The sequence below is a fragment of the Rouxiella sp. WC2420 genome, assembly GCF_041200025.1.
Taxonomy (GTDB): Bacteria; Pseudomonadota; Gammaproteobacteria; order Enterobacterales; family Enterobacteriaceae; genus Rouxiella.
The window spans coordinates 1,230,244-1,248,087 of sequence record NZ_CP165628.1 but is presented as its reverse complement, the minus strand read 5'-3'; the positions used below and the strand labels follow the sequence as shown (position 1 = coordinate 1,248,087).

Here is a 17,844-nt window from a genome sequence, read left to right as displayed (position 1 = left end):
GCAATGAATTAATCAATAATAAAAACTGATTAGAGAATATAATTAATTTTAGTGAGTAACTATTTAACCGATTTTTCTACGCTCTCATCCATGCACATAAATTATCCAACATGAATATACAGCTTTCTAATTGTTCAATGCTGACGAATTCATCCGGTTTATGCCCTTGTTCCATACTTCCCGGACCACAGACCAGTGTCGCGACGCCAGCCTCGTCAAAAAGTCCACCTTCCGTGCCAAAAGCCACAGTAGAAAACGCGTCACTGCCGCACCACTGTGCCAGCCACTGTGCGAAATCAGACAGAGGATCGGTCAATAATCCGGGATATCCGCTCAAGGGCTGAAAACTAATATCGCAATCCTGCGCGCGAAGCTTCATCTCTGGCAATAATTTTTCCTCAGCGTACTGTTGCAACTCGCTAACCACCGAATCTACTTGCGAATCAGGAAGATGGCGGATTTCGAAATCAAACTGGCAGTCCTGCGGCACAATATTCAGCGCCGTGCCGCCGCAAAGAGTTCCCACCTGCAAAGTACTAAAAGAGGGATCAAAGCGGCTGTCCTGCTGTTCGCTCAGCGCCTCACCCAGTTCCGACAGTTTATTAACCAGTTTGGCTGCATAGGCAATCGCGTTAACCCCCAACGGCGCATAAGCCGAATGACAGGCGTGGCCTTTAACATGACAACGCATCGCCAGCTTGCCTTTATGCCCATACACCGGCTGCATGCCGGTGGGCTCGCCGACAATACACATTGCTGGCCGCTCTGCCGAGGCCTTAAGATGTTCAACCAGACTACGGACGCCGAGGCATCCGACCTCTTCATCATAAGAGAACGCCAGATACAGCGGCATACGTAAAGGCTGGGCGATAAAACCGGGGACCGCTGCCAATACGCAAGCCAGAAAACCCTTCATATCTGCGGTGCCACGGCCATAGTAACGCCCTTGGTGCTCGGTAAGCGCAAAGGCCGGATAGGCCCAGCGCTGGCCGTCAACCGGCACCACGTCGGTATGGCCAGAGAGCATAACCCCGCCGTTTCCTGCCGGTCCGATGCGGGCAAAAAGATTCGCTTTTGCACCCGTTTGATCGTGAAAAAGCTGTGTCTCGATGCCAAAGCTCGACAGGTATTTCTGGATAAAATCAATCAGATCGAGGTTGGATTCGCGGCTTGTGGTGTCAAACTTTAGCAGCGAATCCAGCAACCCACGCACCCGGTTATTCATCACCCGGCACGCCATAGCTCGGCGCCTCGCGAGGATCCAGCGCACGGGTAATATATGCCTGCATCTGCGGTTCATAGGCTTGCCACAGTGCGCAAAGTTCGGTGATAGGATCCTGCTCGGTCCAGTCAACCCGCAGATCGACAATCGGCCAGCTGTGACTGCCAACGATCTTCATCGCCGCCGAATGCACCGGCCCGGCTTCACCGCCCGCAACTACGGCTGCCTGCATCGCCGCCAGTAATCGATTGGCCAGTTGCCCCGTAGCGCCTTCAAAGGCCGTCACCATGGCACTGATTACTGCTTTGTCAGCCAACATATTCCCCGCGGCGACACAGTCTTTGCCTTGCACCGCGTGGTTCAGTCCCAGCGTTTTTTCACCGCTGAATACCGCACTTTCACCGTGAACATTGATCGCCGTAAGCTGTCGATACTCACTAAACACATTGCTCGCCAGCGCCTTTTCAAGCGCCTGCGAGGGATTCGTACCAAGGCTGAGTTCGCTTAGAACAAACTGGCCCAGCGCGGGTAGAGTAATGTTCTGGCTCGATACAGCTCCGACGCCGGGCTGCAGCCAGGGGCATCGCGCACCCACGGCAATGCTTGAGGAACTAAGGGCAATCCCCAGCTGCCCGGTTTCGGGGCAGCGGGCGGCGATAGAAAAAGTCATTCAGCCCCCCTGGCGACATAATCATCGGGGATCACCGCGATAATATCGATTTCCATCAGCCACTGTGGCTGGCCCAGCGCCGAAACCACCAGACCCGTTGAAATCGGGAATACGCCTTTCAGCCATTTGCCCACTTCCTGATATACCGGCTCGCGATAGCGCGGATCGATAAGATAGGTCGTGGTTTTGACGATATGCGACAGCTCGCTACCGGCTTCTTCAAGCAGCTGTTTGGCATTTTTCATCGCCTGCTCGGCCTGCGCGCGCGGATCCCCCAATCCAATCAGATTGCCTTCAAAATCGGTTCCGACCTGCCCACGCACGTAAACAGTATTGCCTGCGCGAACGGCCTGGCAAAGATCGTTATCCAGCGTCTGATTCGGATAGGTTTCTTTGGTATTAAACATGCGAATACGAGTATGTGTTGGCATCGATTTATTCCTGCTGTTGATGAATTATTTCAAAGAGCCAGAGTCTGCTGCGCGATATTCACTGTACTGACGCTGGATAGCGATTTGGTCGGCAATGAATTTCGCGTCGTGCCATACGCCCCAGATAAAGGTCGATCCGCGACGTGACAGCCACGGCAGCCCGAGGAAATAAACGCCCGCTTCGCTGGAAACACCGCGCTGGTGCTTAGGTTTGTTATTTTCATCAAACGCGTTGACCTTGAGCCAGCTGTAATCCGCCACATAGCCTGTCGCCCAGATAATCGAGGTAACGCCGGCAGCGACCAGATCAAGCTGTAAGGTGGGATGGGTCATGCATGCAGGGTCAGCGATGAAGTGTCGCGCTTCAGGTTCTTCAGGAAGTTCAAGGCCATTGCGGGCGATATAGGCATCGGCGGCGTCGAGCAATGAGAGGTAATTTTCATCACCGCGATTAACGTTATCACTGAGATCTGACTGGAAAGTTACCACGTCATTTTGGAAATCTTTGGTTAATCCCACCAAATTTACACCCTGATTGGCCAGACGGCGGAAATCAACAGTGTGACCGCCGCGCGCGCCGCTGACGGCAATAGTCACATGCTCTCTGCCCGGCTGGCTGGCGGCAACGTCCCACAGGCCCAGCACGCCAAGCCACCAGCAGAAATCACGGTTGCGATAGGCGCGTGGCGGGCGATCATGAGGCCCCACGGAAAGATAGACTTTTTTGCCCGCCCGTTGCAGTTCATCGGCAATCTGCACGCCAGAAGAGCCTGCTCCGACCACCAGCACACCGCCTTCGGGCAACTGTTGTGGGTTATGGTAATTGGCCGAGTGAATCTGATGCAGGCTGCTTTGTTGCGGAGCGATTGGTGGGATCACCGGGCGCTGGAACGGACCCGTGGCTGCCACCACGCGCAGGGCTTCGATCACGCCCTCGGAGGTTTCAACCCTGAACCCCGCACGGCCCAGGTTACGTTCAACCTTTTTGACTTCAATTCCCGTGCGGATCGGCGCATTAAATTTGTCAGCATAATCAGCGAAATACTCGGCAACCTGATCTTTCGGCACGAAGCCGTCAGGGCCGGTGTCTTTGAATTCCATGCCCGGAAAACGATCGTGCCAGGCGGGTCCGTTGGCGACCAGAGAATCCCAGCGGCAGCTGATCCAGGCTTCGGCGATACGATTTTTTTCCAAAACCAGATGCGGGATGCCGAGCCGAGTCAAGTGCTCACTCATCGCGACTCCGGCCTGCCCTGCACCGACCACCAACGTATCAATTTTTGTTATTTCGTCTGTCATGTCTGCGTCCTGTGAATGGCGTGAGTGAGATAACTTTCACCCGCTTGTAGGATTCAAGACTATTGAACAGACCAGAGATGGTAAAATATTATAAATCTTCTGACTGAGCATAAAATTATGATGCTCTCACGGTGGGAAGCCGCTTGACCTGATTGAACATTACCTGCACCTAGCTGCAAAAACACAGCCTCGAGGGCTGTGTTTTATATATTCAGCAAACTAAATCCGACCTTTATCCTTTGGCAAAATTCGCCTGAATACGCTGTTGCAAATAATCCGCTGCGCTAATAGCGGGGTATTTAGCCTGCGGGCCAAGAATTTCGACGTCTTTGTTAGCCTGACAGAAAAATGCCAGACTGTAGCGCGCGCCCTGATATTCCCCCGGCAGCGGGCTGCGGACGCGATGGAAGTTCGACGGCAGTTGGTCGTCGCTCCAGCGCATCAGCATGTCGCCGATATTACAGGTGATCACCTCTTCGCGCGGCTCGATACTCGTCCACTGCTGGCTCTCATGGTCTTTACCCGGACAAACCTGCAAACCACCCTGCCCCGGACGCTGGAACAGTAACGTCAGACAGTCAAAATCAGTATGCGCCCCGGCTCGCCACATCCCTTGCTGTGACTGTTCGGTCGCGTAATAGTGCAGCATCCGCAACGTGCTTTGATAAGTCTGCTGATCCGGATTATGTGCCTGCTCGAAGAAAGGCTCGGGGAAGCCCAGTTTAAGCGCGAAACATGAGAGCAGTTTCATACCTAGCTGCCAACACTGCGACTCAAACGTCAACATGGTGCTTTTGAACTCAGGCAACTCCTGCTGGCTCGGCCACAGGCCGTTCATTAAAGGGCGAGTTATCTGGTATGACTCTTTCTGGTCCGGCGTTTTTGTTGAAGGGCGCACCTGCGATTTGTTCTCCCAACCGGCATTGCGCGCCAACGGATATTGCGCCTTCACCTCATTGGGCAGCGCGAAAAATTGCTCGGTCATGCCGAAGGCATTGCGGATATCGGCCAGCTCAATACCGTGATTACTGACCTGGAAAAAGCCTATTTCGACCGCCGCCTGCCACAGTTGGTCGGCAATCTCACTTTTACGATGTTCAAAGTCACTGAGATCTATGCAGCGCACCTCGCGGCTAAAAGTTTCTTCTCCCATCGCGCCCATCTGGGCTTCTTTTTCCAATTCCTGTAAGGCATAACCGTTGTTTTCATTTAGGTTGTTCATAATTTTTGTCCTGTTCGAATCCAGTAATTTTAGGCGTTTGCACGCTGCTGTAAGGTACGGACTGCTGCCATCGCGTCACGGCGCATGGTCTCAAGATCCACTCCCGGCACGGTGTCGTCTTCAACGATCGGCCGACCATTGACCATCAGAGCCTTGAGCGAAGCCCGCCCGCCGCAGGCTACCGGCCCAATGGCCATGTCGTGCAGCCCGAAGTAGCGCGGATCGTCGAGGCGATAAACGGCGATATCCGCCTGCATACCGACCTCAATCGTGCCGCTGCGGGATAATCCAAGGACATTCGCCCCGCCCGCGCTTCCCCAGCGCACCACGTCCTCAATGCTGACGGCATCGCCGCCGCCTTCAAAAGTTCCACCATCATAGCGCGGCTGCGCCTGCATTCCTTTACGCGCCCGTTGCAACAGCCAGGCCGCATGGGCCTCGCTCTGCATATCTGCCGCTTCGTTTGAAGCCGCGCCGTCAACGCCAAGTGAAACCGGCACACCCGCCAGCTCTAATGCCAACAGATCGGCGATCCCACTTCCCAGCCGCCCGTTGCTTTGCGGACAGTGCGCGATGCCGGTGCCGGTTTTGCCCAAAAGAGTAATTTCTTCAGGTAGCAGTTTTACCAGATGCGCGAACCAGACATCTTCACCCAGCCAGTCGTGCTCGGCACAAAACTGTACCGGCGTCATATTGAACCTGGCCCGTGCCGCATCGAGATAATCGACAGTTTCAGAAAGATGGCTGTGCATACGAATGCCCAAACGCCGCGCCAATGCCGCCATTTCTCGTAGCTGTGAAGGCGGCGCAGAGTGCAGCAGCGTGGTGGGCGCCATCACCACCCGCCTCATCGAGGTTGGCCGCGCGTCGTGATAACGGCTGACCAGACGTTCGATATCGGCCATGTAATGTTCATAACTTTCTGGTCGCAGCGCCAAGGGTAGGTTCTGTTCGATAGCCCGCGACTGGGTCGCCCCGCCACGACACAGCACTATGCGCATGCCCAGCGCTTCCCCCTCTTCGAAGATGATTTGCGAAGTGTCGAAAGGCATGTCGGGCCAGTAGAGATAGTTGTGATCGGCCACGGTAGCGCAGCCGGAACGCAGCAGTTCAATCAGGCCAATACGCACCGCCAGACGAAAAGTCGGCTCGTCAAACGCAGCGCGAAAACGATACGGCGTAGCGCTCAGCCAGGCTGTTAAACTCTGGTTCAACCCCTGCGGTTCGCCTTTCAGCAGCGATTGAAAAAGGTGATGATGAGTGTTTACCCAGGCCGGATAAACCACGCAATCGCGCGCGTCGATCAACCGTTCATCGGCCAGCGGCGCAAGATGCCCGATGGCCTCGATTACCCCGTCGCGCACACGAATATCGGGTCCTGCACGGCGTGCTTGCTCACCGGGCAAACCAGTAAGGATGGCGTGGGCATTTTTGATTAGCAGTGACATAGCAATCCCCTTAAGGTTCGACGTGCAGATTCTTCACGAATTCAGTGGTGTACGCCTGCTTCCAGTCGGTGTCGGCTTTCAGCAATTTCGCGTTAACCATGAAATCGCGGGTTTTCTGCCAGCGCGCATCGGTCATCGTGCCCCAGCCCTGCGCTGTCGCATCTCCGCCGTCAATCAGGTGGTGCTGTTTGATTTGTGCAACAGCCCAGGCCAAAAGATCGTCTTCCATTTTGGGGTTATCCTTTTTAATCAGCGCGTTACCCGGTGCCGGATTATCAAGATAGCTGACCCAACCTTCCATCGACGCCTTGACGAATTTAGCCATTGTCTCTTTGCGGCTGGCAATCAAGTCATCGCGGGTGATCAGGATGCCGCCATAGGGCGGATAGCCGTGTTCCGAAAACAGGAAAAAGTTGGATTTGACCCCGGCCTTTTTGGCCTGAAACACTTCGGAGCTGACATAGGCCTGCTGAGCGACATTGTCATCGGCGACAAACGGTTGGATATTGAAGGTGTAAGGGCGAGCCTGTGAATCGCTGAGGTGGTATTGCTCTTTCAGCCACGGCCACCAGGTAGATTGCCCGGAACTGGACACCAGAATGGTTTTGCCTTGCAGGCCATTAAGTGAGGTAACTGAAGCGTGCGTCAACAGGCCTTGCGGATCGTATTGGAACGGGGCGGCGATGGCTTTGGCCGGGAATCCGCGCTGAACGGCGTCAAGCAGTTGCAGGTCGTAACCGATTATCACATCGGCGCGTTTTGCCAGCAGCAACTGCATGCCGTTGACCTGCGGCCCGCCGGATTGAATGGTGACATCCAGCCCGTAACGTTTGTAAATACCCGTGGCTAATGCCTGATAATAGCCCCCTTGTTCAGCCTGCGCGTACCAAGACGTCAACAAAGTGATTTTTTCATCGGCATGAGCGGTCAGGGAAATACTTCCCAGCAACAGCGTGCCTAACGCACAACGCGACAGGGGAAACCCGAAACTCAATTTCATTGCTCCTCTCCTTATCAAAGCCGAAGAGAGGGCAAGCAAATGCGGCTCAGCCTCCCATTCGGCGCAAAGTTTGAATTGCGAAATGGTTGCTGAGCAATGTCCCATGCAGCTGTCTGCACTGACCGCTTCTACTCACTGTGAGTTATACAAAAACGATGCCAACTTGTGGAAAGCCCCATCCATGCGCTTTATGGGTGAGTAGTGGCTAAAATATCGCCACCTTACTCTGCAACCTTTGATTCAAAGCAGAGCACGTTGCACCATTACGGTGCAAAAGATCCAGCATTCAGTCCCTGGGTCTGAATCTGACTAAACAGCATCTCAAGTTGCTTTAGCATCATCGAGGCAGCCAAAGAAAGCTGCCGCGCCGGGGCAACACACAGCGACAGGGTAAATGTCTTAAGTTGTGGATCGGTAAGGGGAATAAACGCCAACTCTCCGCTAATCACTTCATCCATGATATCCAGCCAGCAGAGAATACCGATGCCAATCTGCTCTTTAATCAACGAACGAATCATATGGATATTGTTGGAAACGGCGACCTCTTTCACCATCCCGCCGTTAATATTCAGCAACGCCTCGACCGGACCGGACAGCATTAGCGGCGCAGACGGAATAATAAACGGATATTCCAGACACTGATTAAATCTCACCCCGCTTCTTGCGGCCAGCGGATGATTTTTAGGAACCACGATGCCCAAATTGATTTCGGCAAATGCCCTGACCTGCAACTCACGCGAGGTTTGCGGATTAAGCATAATGCCAAAGTCGGCATCACCCGACATCAGCGCCTGCTGAATATCGATATTATTCATAGTGGTAAGAGTAAATGAGATATTGGGATATTCGAGATGCACCTTCTTGAGCATCGACGAAAAGAAGTGCCGATTTATCGCGTCAATGGTGGCGATGCGCACGTGCCCGCGCCTTAAACCACGTAAATCGTCAAGCTGCTCGCACACCCTTGAAAAATCTTTTTTCCAGTTATTGGCAGCATGTAACAGCAATTCTCCTGCTGCGGTGAGCTTTAAACCGGTGGGATGACGCTCAAACAATGGCATCGCCAACTCTTTCTCGACGCGCAGAATTTGGCGATCGATTGAAGAAGCCGCGACGTGCAGCGTTTCAGAGGCTTTACGAAATGATCCCTGGCGGGCCACTTCGGTGAAATACAGCAGAAACCGAGAGAATGCGAACATATCCTGAGTGCTCTCTTTTATGCAACGGGTTGTGCGAATCAAAGCGCTGGACGCAACAGTTTTATCACAATAACGTAGTTTTCGTGCGGCGGGAACAATCGTTTCAATGTCCAAAAATTAATCACAGTGAACTTAAGCGGGATCATTCTGCCCCTGCTGGCGAAAACGGTAAAAGATAATGAAAGATCTAGAATTGATTCCGGTTATTGTTAACAAGCTGAGTAATAACGGCTCAGGGAATATTTCATTACAGCTTATCGCCCAAAATGGCGGATATTTACCGACTTATTCCGCAGGCGCTCATATTGACCTTTTCATACCCGAACTCGGTGCGCGGCAATATTCTCTATGCACTGAAAGCAGCGATGGGAAATATTATGAGGTCTGCGTAAAACTGGCTTCACTTTCGTCGGGCGGGTCGCACTATATTCACCAAACTCTGCAACAGGGCGACGTAATAACTATTTCAGCACCGCGCAATCATTTCCCGTTGCCGCAGGCTAAACATTACCTGCTGTTTGCCGGGGGTATTGGCATTACTCCACTGCTCGCCATGGCAGAAGAGATAGCCAGTCAAGATATTGATTTTGAACTTCATTATTATGTTTCCAGCCAACAGGAAGCTGCCTATATCAGCCGTTGCACAGCCCCTTTGCTGGCCAATAATCTGTTTCTGCATTACAGCGACGCAAACGATTCCCTGCGTCGTAACACCCCGTGCTGTTTAAGCAATCCTCATCAAGACACGGCCATTATCGCCTGTGGGCCAGAGGGTTTTATTCAACGCCTGCAGGATATTATGCAAGAATTTCATTGGCAGCCGACGCAATTATCTTTCGAGCGTTTCACCAATGCGAAATTAAGTCATCAAAATGATAATCAATCATTTTATATCCAGCTGAATTCCAGCGGCCAGCGTTTTTTAGTTGGCCCGAGTCAGACTATCGCCGAAGTTTTATTCAGTGCCGGTGCGGATATTATGCTGTCCTGTGAACAGGGTATTTGTGGGTCCTGTATTACCGACGTGATTGACGGCATTCCCGATCATCGCGACTGCGTGTTGACCGAAGAGGAGCGCGAGGAAAATACGCAAATTACCGTATGCTGTTCGCGCTCGAAAAGCCCACTTTTGGTTCTGGATCTATGATGACGATGCCGAACCAAACTGCGCCCATCCCTAAATTCGCTAAACGGCTCAACGGCCTGAGCAATGTGCGACTGCCTCTATGGGCGCTGCCTGCCGACTGGCCGCAGCAGGCCGGCGAGCCAGTCAATGCCGATATCTTTTTTAATCAAGGGCTTATTGCGTCACTTAAGCCGCGCAGCTCGCAGCACAGTGATTTATGGGATCTGCAAGGCGCGCTGGCGTTGCCTGCGCTGATTGAGCCACACGCTCATCTGGATAAAACCTTTACACTGACCCGCAGCCGCCCAGCTGCGCCGGGCCTGCTGGCCGCCATCGAGGCAATGCATCAGGACCGTCAATACTGGACAGCAGAAGATCTCCGCCAGCGCGCGGCCAAAGGTCTGACCTGGGCGGCGGCCAATGGCGTCACCCATTTACGTACTCATATCGACTGGTTTGCGGCAACGCCGCCGCTTGCGTGGCTGGAAATGAATAACCTGCAACAGCCGGGCATCACGCTGGAGCGCGTAGCCTTGGCTCCGCTCGGGCTGTTTGCCGACGCCGATAACGCGAATGCTATAGCGCAGGCCGTGGCACAAAGCGGTGAACACAGTCTTCTTGGCGGATTTATCCATTCTTCAAACTGGGACCCTGCGGCGATGAGCAATTTGCTGCACAGCGCAACGCGTTGGCAGTTGAATCTCGATTTACACATTGATGAAGAGCTGTCGCCGCTGGCTAATGGTCTGATGTGGCTAGCCGACTATCTCAGCCAACACCCATTTCCCGGTCATATCTGCTGTAGCCACGGCTGTGCGCTGGCCTCCGGCAGTGAGCAGCAGTCAAGACAGGTGCTTGAAGTGCTGGCAAAACATCGGGTTACCCTTATCTCACTGCCGATGACCAATTTGCTATTGCAGGATGCAGTGGTCGGCCGCACGCCGCGCCAGCGTGGGATCACCCTGATTAAAGAAGCCCGGACGGCGGGCATTCCAGTATTAATCGGCTGCGATAACGTGCAGGACGCGTTCTGCCCCGCAGGCAGCTATGACCCGCTGGATACTCTGACCTGCATGCTATTTACCGCCCAGCTGGACAGCGTTTTCGACCAGCATTCACGGCTAATTTGCGACCTTTCGGCCCTGACCGGCAAGCTTGCTGCAGTTTCACCGCTGGCAACAGGCAGTCCGGCCAGCCTGGTAATTTTCCCCGGTAGCGACAGCGTTACCTGGCCTCTTAACAGCGCTGCCCGTCTGGTCATTAACCGCGGCAGGCTGACTCATCAACGGACGTGGAAGCAGGAGTTAAGCCATGAGTCTTGAAGCCGGTGCGGGCAAACCGCTCGCCAAATACGCCGCCTGGCGTCGTGCAGGTGATTACATCTTTCTTTCCGGCATTATTCCGGTGAATCCGCAGACGGCCACCATCGTGCGCGGCTTTCAGGATATTCCCGCCGAGGCAAGACTGCTGCTGGGTGAAACCGGCGAATTCTCCACCGATGCCAAACAGGGGCCGATTCTGGCGCAAAGCTGGTACGTGCTCGAGAGTATCCGCCACACCATTGAAGAGGCCGGTGGGCAGATGAGCGACGTAATCAAGCTGGTGCAGTATTTTCGCAACCTCGACCACTTCCCGTATTACAGCCGGGTACGAAAAATGTTTTATCCCGGCCAACCGCCCGTTTCTACCGTGGTGCAGGTCAGTGAAATGCTGCCCAGCGCCGAGGTGTTGATTGAAGTCGAAGCGACAGCATGGCTCCCACAATCCCGGTAAGTCTTTTTTACGATGAGGCACAACATGATTAACGGTTATATTCCCGCCACGCGCTTTCTTCCCTTTCTAAGCTGGACGGCGATTGCGGCCATGCCAGACAAGGCCAACACCGTGATCGTGTTGCCAACCGGCGCGATTGAACAGCATGGCCCACACCTGCCGTGCTCGGTCGATAGCGTGATTTCATCTGGCGTTACCGGGCACGCCCTCGCCCGTTTACCCGCGGATATCCCGGCCTACGCCATTGCGCCGATTACTTATGGTAAATCAGACGAACACCTGAATTTCCCCGGCACGCTGACCCTGACCGGTGACACGCTGCTGCAAACCATTCTGGAAATTGCCGAATCGCTGTATCGCGCCGGTTTCCGCAAATTACTGATGATCAATGGCCACGGCGGGCAACCACAGGTGCTCCAGATGGCTTCGCGCGAAATGCGCCTGCGCCACGGCGATATGATAATGATCCCCCACGACGTGTTTCGCGTGCCGAATGTCGAAAATCAGTACCTCTCGGCGCAGGAGCAAAAAATGGCGATGCATGCTGGTCACAGCGAGACTGCAGTGATGCTGGCTCTGGCCCCGGAGTGCGTGAAGATGGAGCACGCCGTCGCTAACTATCCGCCGGAATTCCCGTGCCCAACCCTGTCGAGCGGCCGTCCTGCTGCGGCCTGGGCTTCTTACGATTTTGGCCCGAGCGGCGTAATTGGCGACCCCACTGAAGCCACCGCCGAACAGGGACATGCCATTCTGGATTCGCTCGCCGTTAGCTGGGCGCAGGCGATCACTGAAATCCATCACATGGAATGGATGGTGCGCAGCGAACCGACGTGGGGCAAACACCATTGGAACGGTTTTGTGCAATCTACGTTTACTCCTCCTTCCTCTTTGGCCTCTGAATAAAGGAATTTTGGTGATGAAAACATTGCGTACCCCAACCTATACCGCGCTTGCCCTGCTGTTGATTGGCACATCTACCGCCAGTCATGCCGAGGAAAAGTTTACACTGCTGACTAACTGGTATGCGCAGGCCGAACACGGCGGTTTTTACGAGGCACAGGCCAAAGGGCTCTACAAGCAGGCCGGGCTGGATATGACCATAAAAATGGGCGGCCCTCAGGTCAACGTCATGCAGTTGCTGGCTGCCGGTCAGGCCGATTGCACAATTGGTGACAACGGACAGGCGCTGGAAATGTGGCAATCTGGCGTGCATGCAATGACCGTCGCGACAGTATTCCAACATTCGCCAACGGTGTTTATCAGCCACGATAAGGTGACTAAACCTGAAGAGCTCAAGGATAAAACCTTCCTGCTGGCTACCGAAGCCTATACCTCATTCTGGCCGTGGGCCAAGAGCACGCTAGGTTACGGCAATACCAAGATTCGCCCTTACACCTTTAGTGTGCAGCCCTTCCTCGCCGACAACAATCTGGTGCAACAGGGTTACGTGACTTCAGAACCGTTCTCGGTGCAGAAAGGCGGCAAGCCGTTTTACGTCTATCCACTGAGCGACTGGGGTTACCCGCCTTACGGTAATTCGATCATTTGTATGGCAGATACCGTTCAGAAACGTCCTGCGGTGCTGGCAGCCTTTATCAAAGCCTCGATGCAGGGATGGAAAGACTATCTGCAAGATCCGACTGCGGGCAACGAGCTGATTCGCAAAGATAATCCTCGCATGGGCGCTGACCAGATAGCCTTCGGTATCGCGCAGATGAAAAAATACCAGCTGGTGACCGGCGGTGACGCGCAGACCGGCGGTATCGGCATTATTACCGAGCCTCGCCTGAAAGAAACCTGGGACATGCTGGTCAAGAACAAGCTGATTGATGCCAATAAGGTACCGTTTGTTCAGACTTATACCCTGGATCTGGTTAAAGACGCGAAGGTCATGCCATGAACATAGCCCCCAAATTTACGGTGATTGGCGAAGAAAGCCCTGCACCTGCCGCAGCGACTCCGGCAATTGAGGTGCTATCGGCCGAGAAAATTTACAGCAACGGTACTCGCGCACTGCTGCCGGTCAATCTGACGATTAATCAGGGAGAGTTTGTCACCCTGCTGGGCCCTTCCGGCTGTGGCAAAAGTACGCTATTGAAAATGGTTGCCGGGCTGATTGAGCCTAGCGACGGCAAGCTGATGCTATGGCGACGCGACAGCCGCGAAAAGGCGCAAATCCCGCTGTCATTTGTGTTTCAGGAAGCCACACTGATGCCGTGGAGCAACGTGCAAAGCAATGTCCGCCTGCCGCTGGATTTGGCCGGAGTACCGCGCGCAGAGGCCAATACTCGAGTCAGCGAAGCGTTGGAGCTGGTCGGGCTTGGCAAATTCGCCAAGGTCTTGCCGCGAGAGCTTTCAGGCGGTATGCAAATGCGCGTTTCTATTGCTCGCGGGCTGGTGACACGGCCAAAACTGCTGCTGATGGATGAGCCTTTCGGCGCATTGGATGAAATCACCCGTAACAAACTCGACAGCGATCTGCTGCGATTATGGCGCGAACAGGGGCTAACGGTTGTTTTCGTCACTCACTCGATCCACGAGGCTGTCTTCCTTTCACAGCGGGTGATAATGATGGCGGCTCGACCGGGACGGGTAGTAGAAGATATCGCTATTAACGAGCCTTTCCCGCGCGATGACGATTTCCGCGTCAGCCCCACTTTTTCACGCTATGCCAAGCAGTTACAAGATAGCCTGCTGCAAGCCAGCCAATCGGGTATGGAGTAAAGCCATGAAAACTTCAAACAGTTCGCCGCTGATGAGCAGCCCGAAATTTCGCAAAATTCTCTATCCGACACTGGTTGCGATAGCCATGATCCTGCTGTGGCAGGGCTGGGTCAGCTATTTCAATATTCCGCAATTTCTCGTGCCATCACCGATGGCGATGCTCGAAAGTCTGTGGACTAATCTGGGCTCATTGATGATGTCGCTGCTCTACACGCTAAAAATTACGCTGATCTCATTTTTGCTGTCGATCATTATCGGCTCGCTGGTGGCCTTCGTACTGGTGCAAAACCGTTTTGTAGAAACCGCGCTGTTTCCTTACATCGTGTTTTTACAGGTCACGCCAATAGTCGCGATTGCGCCCCTGATCATCATTTGGGTCAAAGATACCACCCTGTCGCTAGTCGTATGCTCGACCCTGATGGCGGTGTTTCCGATTATTTCCAATACCACTCAGGGGCTGCGCAGCGTTTCGCCGGGCCTGCTGAGCTATTTCCAGCTCAGTCACGCCAGCCGCCTGCAAATCCTTATCCGCCTGCGTATTCCTTCTGCCCTGCCGTATTTCTTTGGTGCGCTGCGTATTTCCAGCGGCCTGTCTTTGATTGGCGCAGTGGTCGCGGAATTTGTCGCCGGAACCGGTGGCAATAATACCGGGCTGGCCTATCAAATCCTGCAGGCCGGTTACCAGCTGGATATTCCGCTGATGTTTGCCGCCCTGCTGCTGATTTCTCTCACCGGTATCGCGCTGTTTGGGGTGATGTCGTGGATATCCCGCCGTGCGCTGAGCGCCTGGCATGAAAGCGAAGTTGTGCAGTCGCATTAATCGATCGCCGATAATTTTTCGATAACTTTAGCAGGCAGGATAATGATGGAAAGTGAACAACGTAAGCAGGCGGTGGCGCTGATACAACAGGCACTACCGAGTCTCGAATGGACCTTGCAGTCAGCCAAGGTTAAGCGTCTTTCACGCGATTTTCACTGGTTTAGCCCGGTGTTAAAACGGCAGCTGGAAGATAAACAGGCAGACGCGGTGGTAAAACCGCTCAATCAAGAGCAACTGCGCCAGCTGGTTGCCGCCTGTGTAGAACATAAATTACCGCTGATCCTGCGCGGTGGTGCGACCGGCAACTACGGTCAGTTAGTGCCGCTGGAGGGCGGAATTCTGGTGGATATGACCGGCTTTAATCAGGTCTGCGAGTTGGGCGACGGCACGGTGCGCGCTCAGGCCGGTATTCGTCTGGCAGATATTGAAGCCCAGACCCGGCCTTCCGGCTGGGAGCTGCGCTGCATGCCTTCTACCTATCGTCTGGCAAGTCTCGGCGGACTTTACGGCGGCGGTTTCGGCGGCATCGGCTCGATCAACTATGGTCCGCTGGGTGCACCGGGCAACGTGTTGGGTATCAAAGTCATGACCATGGAAGCCGAACCGCGAGTGTTAACCGTTCCGGCTCCACAGGCCTTACTGCTCCATCATGCCTACGGCAGTAACGGCATTGTGCTGGAAGTCGAGCTGGCGTTGGCACCGGCGCATCGCTGGATTGAAAGGTTGGACGTGTTTGACAATTTCATCGACGCGCTGGATTACGCCAATGCGCTGGCCCGATCTCCAGGTCTGGTAAAACGTCAGATTGCGCTATTCGCGGCACCGATCCCGAGCTATTTCAGCCATTTAAACGGGAATTACCGGGCCAGCCAGCATGCGGTAATCAGCGTCGTAGCACAGGAAAGCGAAGGCCTCGGCGACGGGATACTGGCCACATTTAACGGCGAGGCGGCGATTCGCCAGACGGCAGAAGATGCGCGCGAAGCGAATGCTTCATTGATGGAATATTGCTGGAATCACACTACCCTGCATGCGTTAAAAATAGACAACACATTAACCTATTTGCAAACGGCGTTTGATTATTCCAAATATCGCGAACAAATAATCAGCATGGCGGAATATTTCGGTGACGAAGTGATTTCACATATTGAATTCCTCCGTGACAACGATGGAAATATAACCGCTAGCGGTTTGCAATTAGTACGTTATTCCAGCGATGACCGATTGAACGAAATAATGGAGATATTCCGCAAGAATGAGGTAAAAATAAACAATCCGCATGTTTTTCAAATTGAAGATGGTAAGCAAGGAGTCGTTCGCACGGAGGTAGTTTCAGTAAAAAATGCATTAGATCCTAATGGATTACTTAATCCCGGCAAGCTGCGTGGCTGGGAAATACGTGACCAGCTTGAAATTGATAATGATCCACTCTTATTGACTGAACGATAAAAATAACTATTATCGCCCCGCCCTTTGTTTAGCGAGGTGGCAACCGTTTGCGTCAAATTTGAGAAACACAAACAAATAGGCCGCTTTTAAGGCCCGCAAATGACATTACTTTTGACAGGATGAAATGAATGAAACAACAAAAATTAAGCTTCTCATTGAAGCTGGGCGCGCTATTGGTTTCACAGGCACTGTTTATGGGTCATGCGGCGGCGGCAACAGCCGCGACGTCTGACTGCGACGCTGGCGTTGCCGACTCACTGACCCAAATGTTCACCTGCGGTTCAGTACACGGCAGCCTGCGTGCGCTTGATTACTCGACACATAACGCATATTTTTCAAAAGGTTACAGTCAAGACACCTTCAGCTACGGCGGCACCGTAAAATACACCACCGCAGAATATTATGGCCTGAGCTTTGGTCTCGGTGGCATTTTCCAGCGTGGTATTGATCACAATCAGGATCATTTGGTCTCTGAGCTCGGTTCAAATCAAACCGGCGTCGGTGAGGCCTACATCAAATATCATTATAAAGATTTCAGTATTACTGCCGGTGATCAACGCCTTAGCATTCCATTCCTCGGTGATTATGACTGGCGTATCACCCCAATGCTGTACCGCGCTGTTGATGCCAACTACGGCGATGCCGATAACTTCCTGCACGCCACTAAAGTCACCCGCTTTAAAAACTGGGGTGATCAAGGTTTCCACAGAGACACTGCCTATACCAATGCAGATGGCACTAACGAAGGCATGAAAACCAACGGCATGTGGGCCATCGGCGGCGGTCGCGCAGTCAACTTTGATAATAAAAAGCTGACCGGCCAGCTGTGGTACGAAGACTATAATAATTATACTAAAATGTATTATGCCGACAGCTACCTGTCGTGGACCGATACCTCTTACCAGCCAAAAATTGGTCTGCAAGTTATTCGCGGCCTTAGCTCGGGCAATGCCGTCGCGGGCGAAGTTAACAGCACCACTTACGGCGCACAGTTCGCGATGAACTTTACTCCGTCTCTGCGCTGGTCTCTGAACTGGGATCACATTGCCGCCAGCAATAATGCCTACGGCGACGGCGCACTGGTCACGCCATATGCGCATAATGCTTCATCAGGCCCGTATTTCGCACAACCGTTCTTCACCAGCACTCAGGACTTGGGCAGCGGCAATGCCTACGGCACCGACCTGAACTGGACGGCAACTTCCAGCATTTCTGTTGGTACTCGTTATACCTTTATGGATCTGACTCCTAGCTCTGGCGCGAGCAGCACTAATCAGTCGGAATACCTGATTTACGGCACATACAGCTTTGATGGTGTGCTGAAAGGCCTGAGCGTGACCGATTTTGCCGGCGTGCAAACCACCTCTAACTCAGCTGGAAACTTCTGGCAAAACCGAATCAGTCTGGAATACGACTTCTAACCAGGTCTACAATCCCGGCGTTCAATTCGCCGGGATTTAT

General features: G+C 53.4%; 17 protein-coding genes. 9 read left to right on the top strand and 8 right to left on the bottom strand.

The genetic code is table 11. The features are described from left to right. Positions 1–76: 76 nt before the first annotated feature. The 8 genes from argE to AB3G37_RS05810 form a co-directional block, all read right to left on the bottom strand. Positions 77–1,225 carry an acetylornithine deacetylase gene (gene argE / locus AB3G37_RS05845; RefSeq protein ID WP_369790008.1) on the bottom strand — a complete coding sequence of 383 codons (1,149 nt, stop codon included), beginning with the start codon at positions 1,223–1,225 and terminating at the stop codon, positions 77–79. After that, positions 1,218–1,892: a DUF1028 domain-containing protein gene (locus AB3G37_RS05840; RefSeq protein WP_369790007.1), complete on the bottom strand. Its 675-nt coding sequence runs from the start codon at positions 1,890–1,892 to the stop codon at positions 1,218–1,220. The genes argE and AB3G37_RS05840 overlap by 8 nt, the downstream gene beginning before the upstream one ends. Beyond that, positions 1,889–2,323 (bottom strand): RidA family protein, encoded by a 435-nt coding sequence (locus AB3G37_RS05835; RefSeq protein ID WP_009638113.1) that lies wholly within the window; start codon positions 2,321–2,323, stop codon positions 1,889–1,891. The genes AB3G37_RS05840 and AB3G37_RS05835 overlap by 4 nt, the downstream gene beginning before the upstream one ends. 24 nt (positions 2,324–2,347) lie before the next feature. Continuing rightward, entirely contained in the window at positions 2,348–3,622 is a 1,275-nt protein-coding gene (locus AB3G37_RS05830; protein ID WP_369790006.1) for a flavin-containing monooxygenase, read from the bottom strand. Between the two features lie 232 nt (positions 3,623–3,854). Further along, positions 3,855–4,844: an isopenicillin N synthase family dioxygenase gene (locus AB3G37_RS05825; RefSeq protein WP_369790005.1), complete on the bottom strand. Its 990-nt coding sequence runs from the start codon at positions 4,842–4,844 to the stop codon at positions 3,855–3,857. Positions 4,845–4,873: 29 nt separating this feature from the next. After that, positions 4,874–6,292 (bottom strand): amidohydrolase family protein, encoded by a 1,419-nt coding sequence (locus AB3G37_RS05820; RefSeq protein WP_369790004.1) that lies wholly within the window; start codon positions 6,290–6,292, stop codon positions 4,874–4,876. A gap of 10 nt (positions 6,293–6,302) precedes the next feature. Continuing rightward, positions 6,303–7,292 carry an ABC transporter substrate-binding protein gene (locus tag AB3G37_RS05815; protein ID WP_369790003.1) on the bottom strand — a complete coding sequence of 330 codons (990 nt, stop codon included), beginning with the start codon at positions 7,290–7,292 and terminating at the stop codon, positions 6,303–6,305. A gap of 263 nt (positions 7,293–7,555) precedes the next feature. After that, a complete protein-coding gene (locus AB3G37_RS05810; protein WP_369790002.1) occupies positions 7,556–8,491 on the bottom strand; it encodes a LysR family transcriptional regulator in 936 nt (311 codons plus the stop codon). A gap of 178 nt (positions 8,492–8,669) precedes the next feature. Here AB3G37_RS05810 and AB3G37_RS05805 point away from each other — a divergent pair, with 178 nt between their 5' ends. The 9 genes from AB3G37_RS05805 to AB3G37_RS05765 all read left to right on the top strand — a co-directional run bounded on the left by AB3G37_RS05805 (position 8,670) and on the right by AB3G37_RS05765 (position 17,804). Next, positions 8,670–9,638, top strand: a complete 969-nt coding sequence (locus AB3G37_RS05805) for a 2Fe-2S iron-sulfur cluster-binding protein (RefSeq protein WP_369790001.1) — start codon at positions 8,670–8,672, stop codon at positions 9,636–9,638. Further along, entirely contained in the window at positions 9,638–10,939 is a 1,302-nt protein-coding gene (locus tag AB3G37_RS05800) for an amidohydrolase family protein (RefSeq protein ID WP_369790901.1), read from the top strand. The genes AB3G37_RS05805 and AB3G37_RS05800 overlap by 1 nt, the downstream gene beginning before the upstream one ends. Beyond that, positions 10,929–11,390, top strand: a complete 462-nt coding sequence (locus AB3G37_RS05795; RefSeq protein WP_009638105.1) for a RidA family protein — start codon at positions 10,929–10,931, stop codon at positions 11,388–11,390. The genes AB3G37_RS05800 and AB3G37_RS05795 overlap by 11 nt, the downstream gene beginning before the upstream one ends. Positions 11,391–11,414: 24 nt before the next feature. Continuing rightward, positions 11,415–12,293, top strand: coding sequence for a creatininase family protein (locus AB3G37_RS05790; RefSeq protein WP_369790000.1), 879 nt, complete (start codon positions 11,415–11,417; stop codon positions 12,291–12,293). A gap of 13 nt (positions 12,294–12,306) precedes the next feature. Next, positions 12,307–13,290: an ABC transporter substrate-binding protein gene (locus AB3G37_RS05785; protein ID WP_369789999.1), complete on the top strand. Its 984-nt coding sequence runs from the start codon at positions 12,307–12,309 to the stop codon at positions 13,288–13,290. Further along, complete coding sequence (locus AB3G37_RS05780) at positions 13,287–14,114, top strand: ABC transporter ATP-binding protein (protein ID WP_369789998.1); 828 nt, start codon at positions 13,287–13,289, stop codon at positions 14,112–14,114. The genes AB3G37_RS05785 and AB3G37_RS05780 overlap by 4 nt, the downstream gene beginning before the upstream one ends. Positions 14,115–14,118: 4 nt before the next feature. Beyond that, the gene (locus tag AB3G37_RS05775) at positions 14,119–14,934 is read left to right on the top strand and encodes an ABC transporter permease (protein ID WP_369789997.1); all 816 of its coding nucleotides are present in this window, start codon (positions 14,119–14,121) and stop codon (positions 14,932–14,934) included. Between the two features lie 45 nt (positions 14,935–14,979). Beyond that, positions 14,980–16,383 carry an FAD-binding oxidoreductase gene (locus tag AB3G37_RS05770; RefSeq protein ID WP_369790900.1) on the top strand — a complete coding sequence of 468 codons (1,404 nt, stop codon included), beginning with the start codon at positions 14,980–14,982 and terminating at the stop codon, positions 16,381–16,383. A gap of 128 nt (positions 16,384–16,511) precedes the next feature. Continuing rightward, positions 16,512–17,804 carry a TonB-dependent receptor gene (locus AB3G37_RS05765; RefSeq protein ID WP_369789996.1) on the top strand — a complete coding sequence of 431 codons (1,293 nt, stop codon included), beginning with the start codon at positions 16,512–16,514 and terminating at the stop codon, positions 17,802–17,804. Positions 17,805–17,844: the final 40 nt, after the last annotated feature.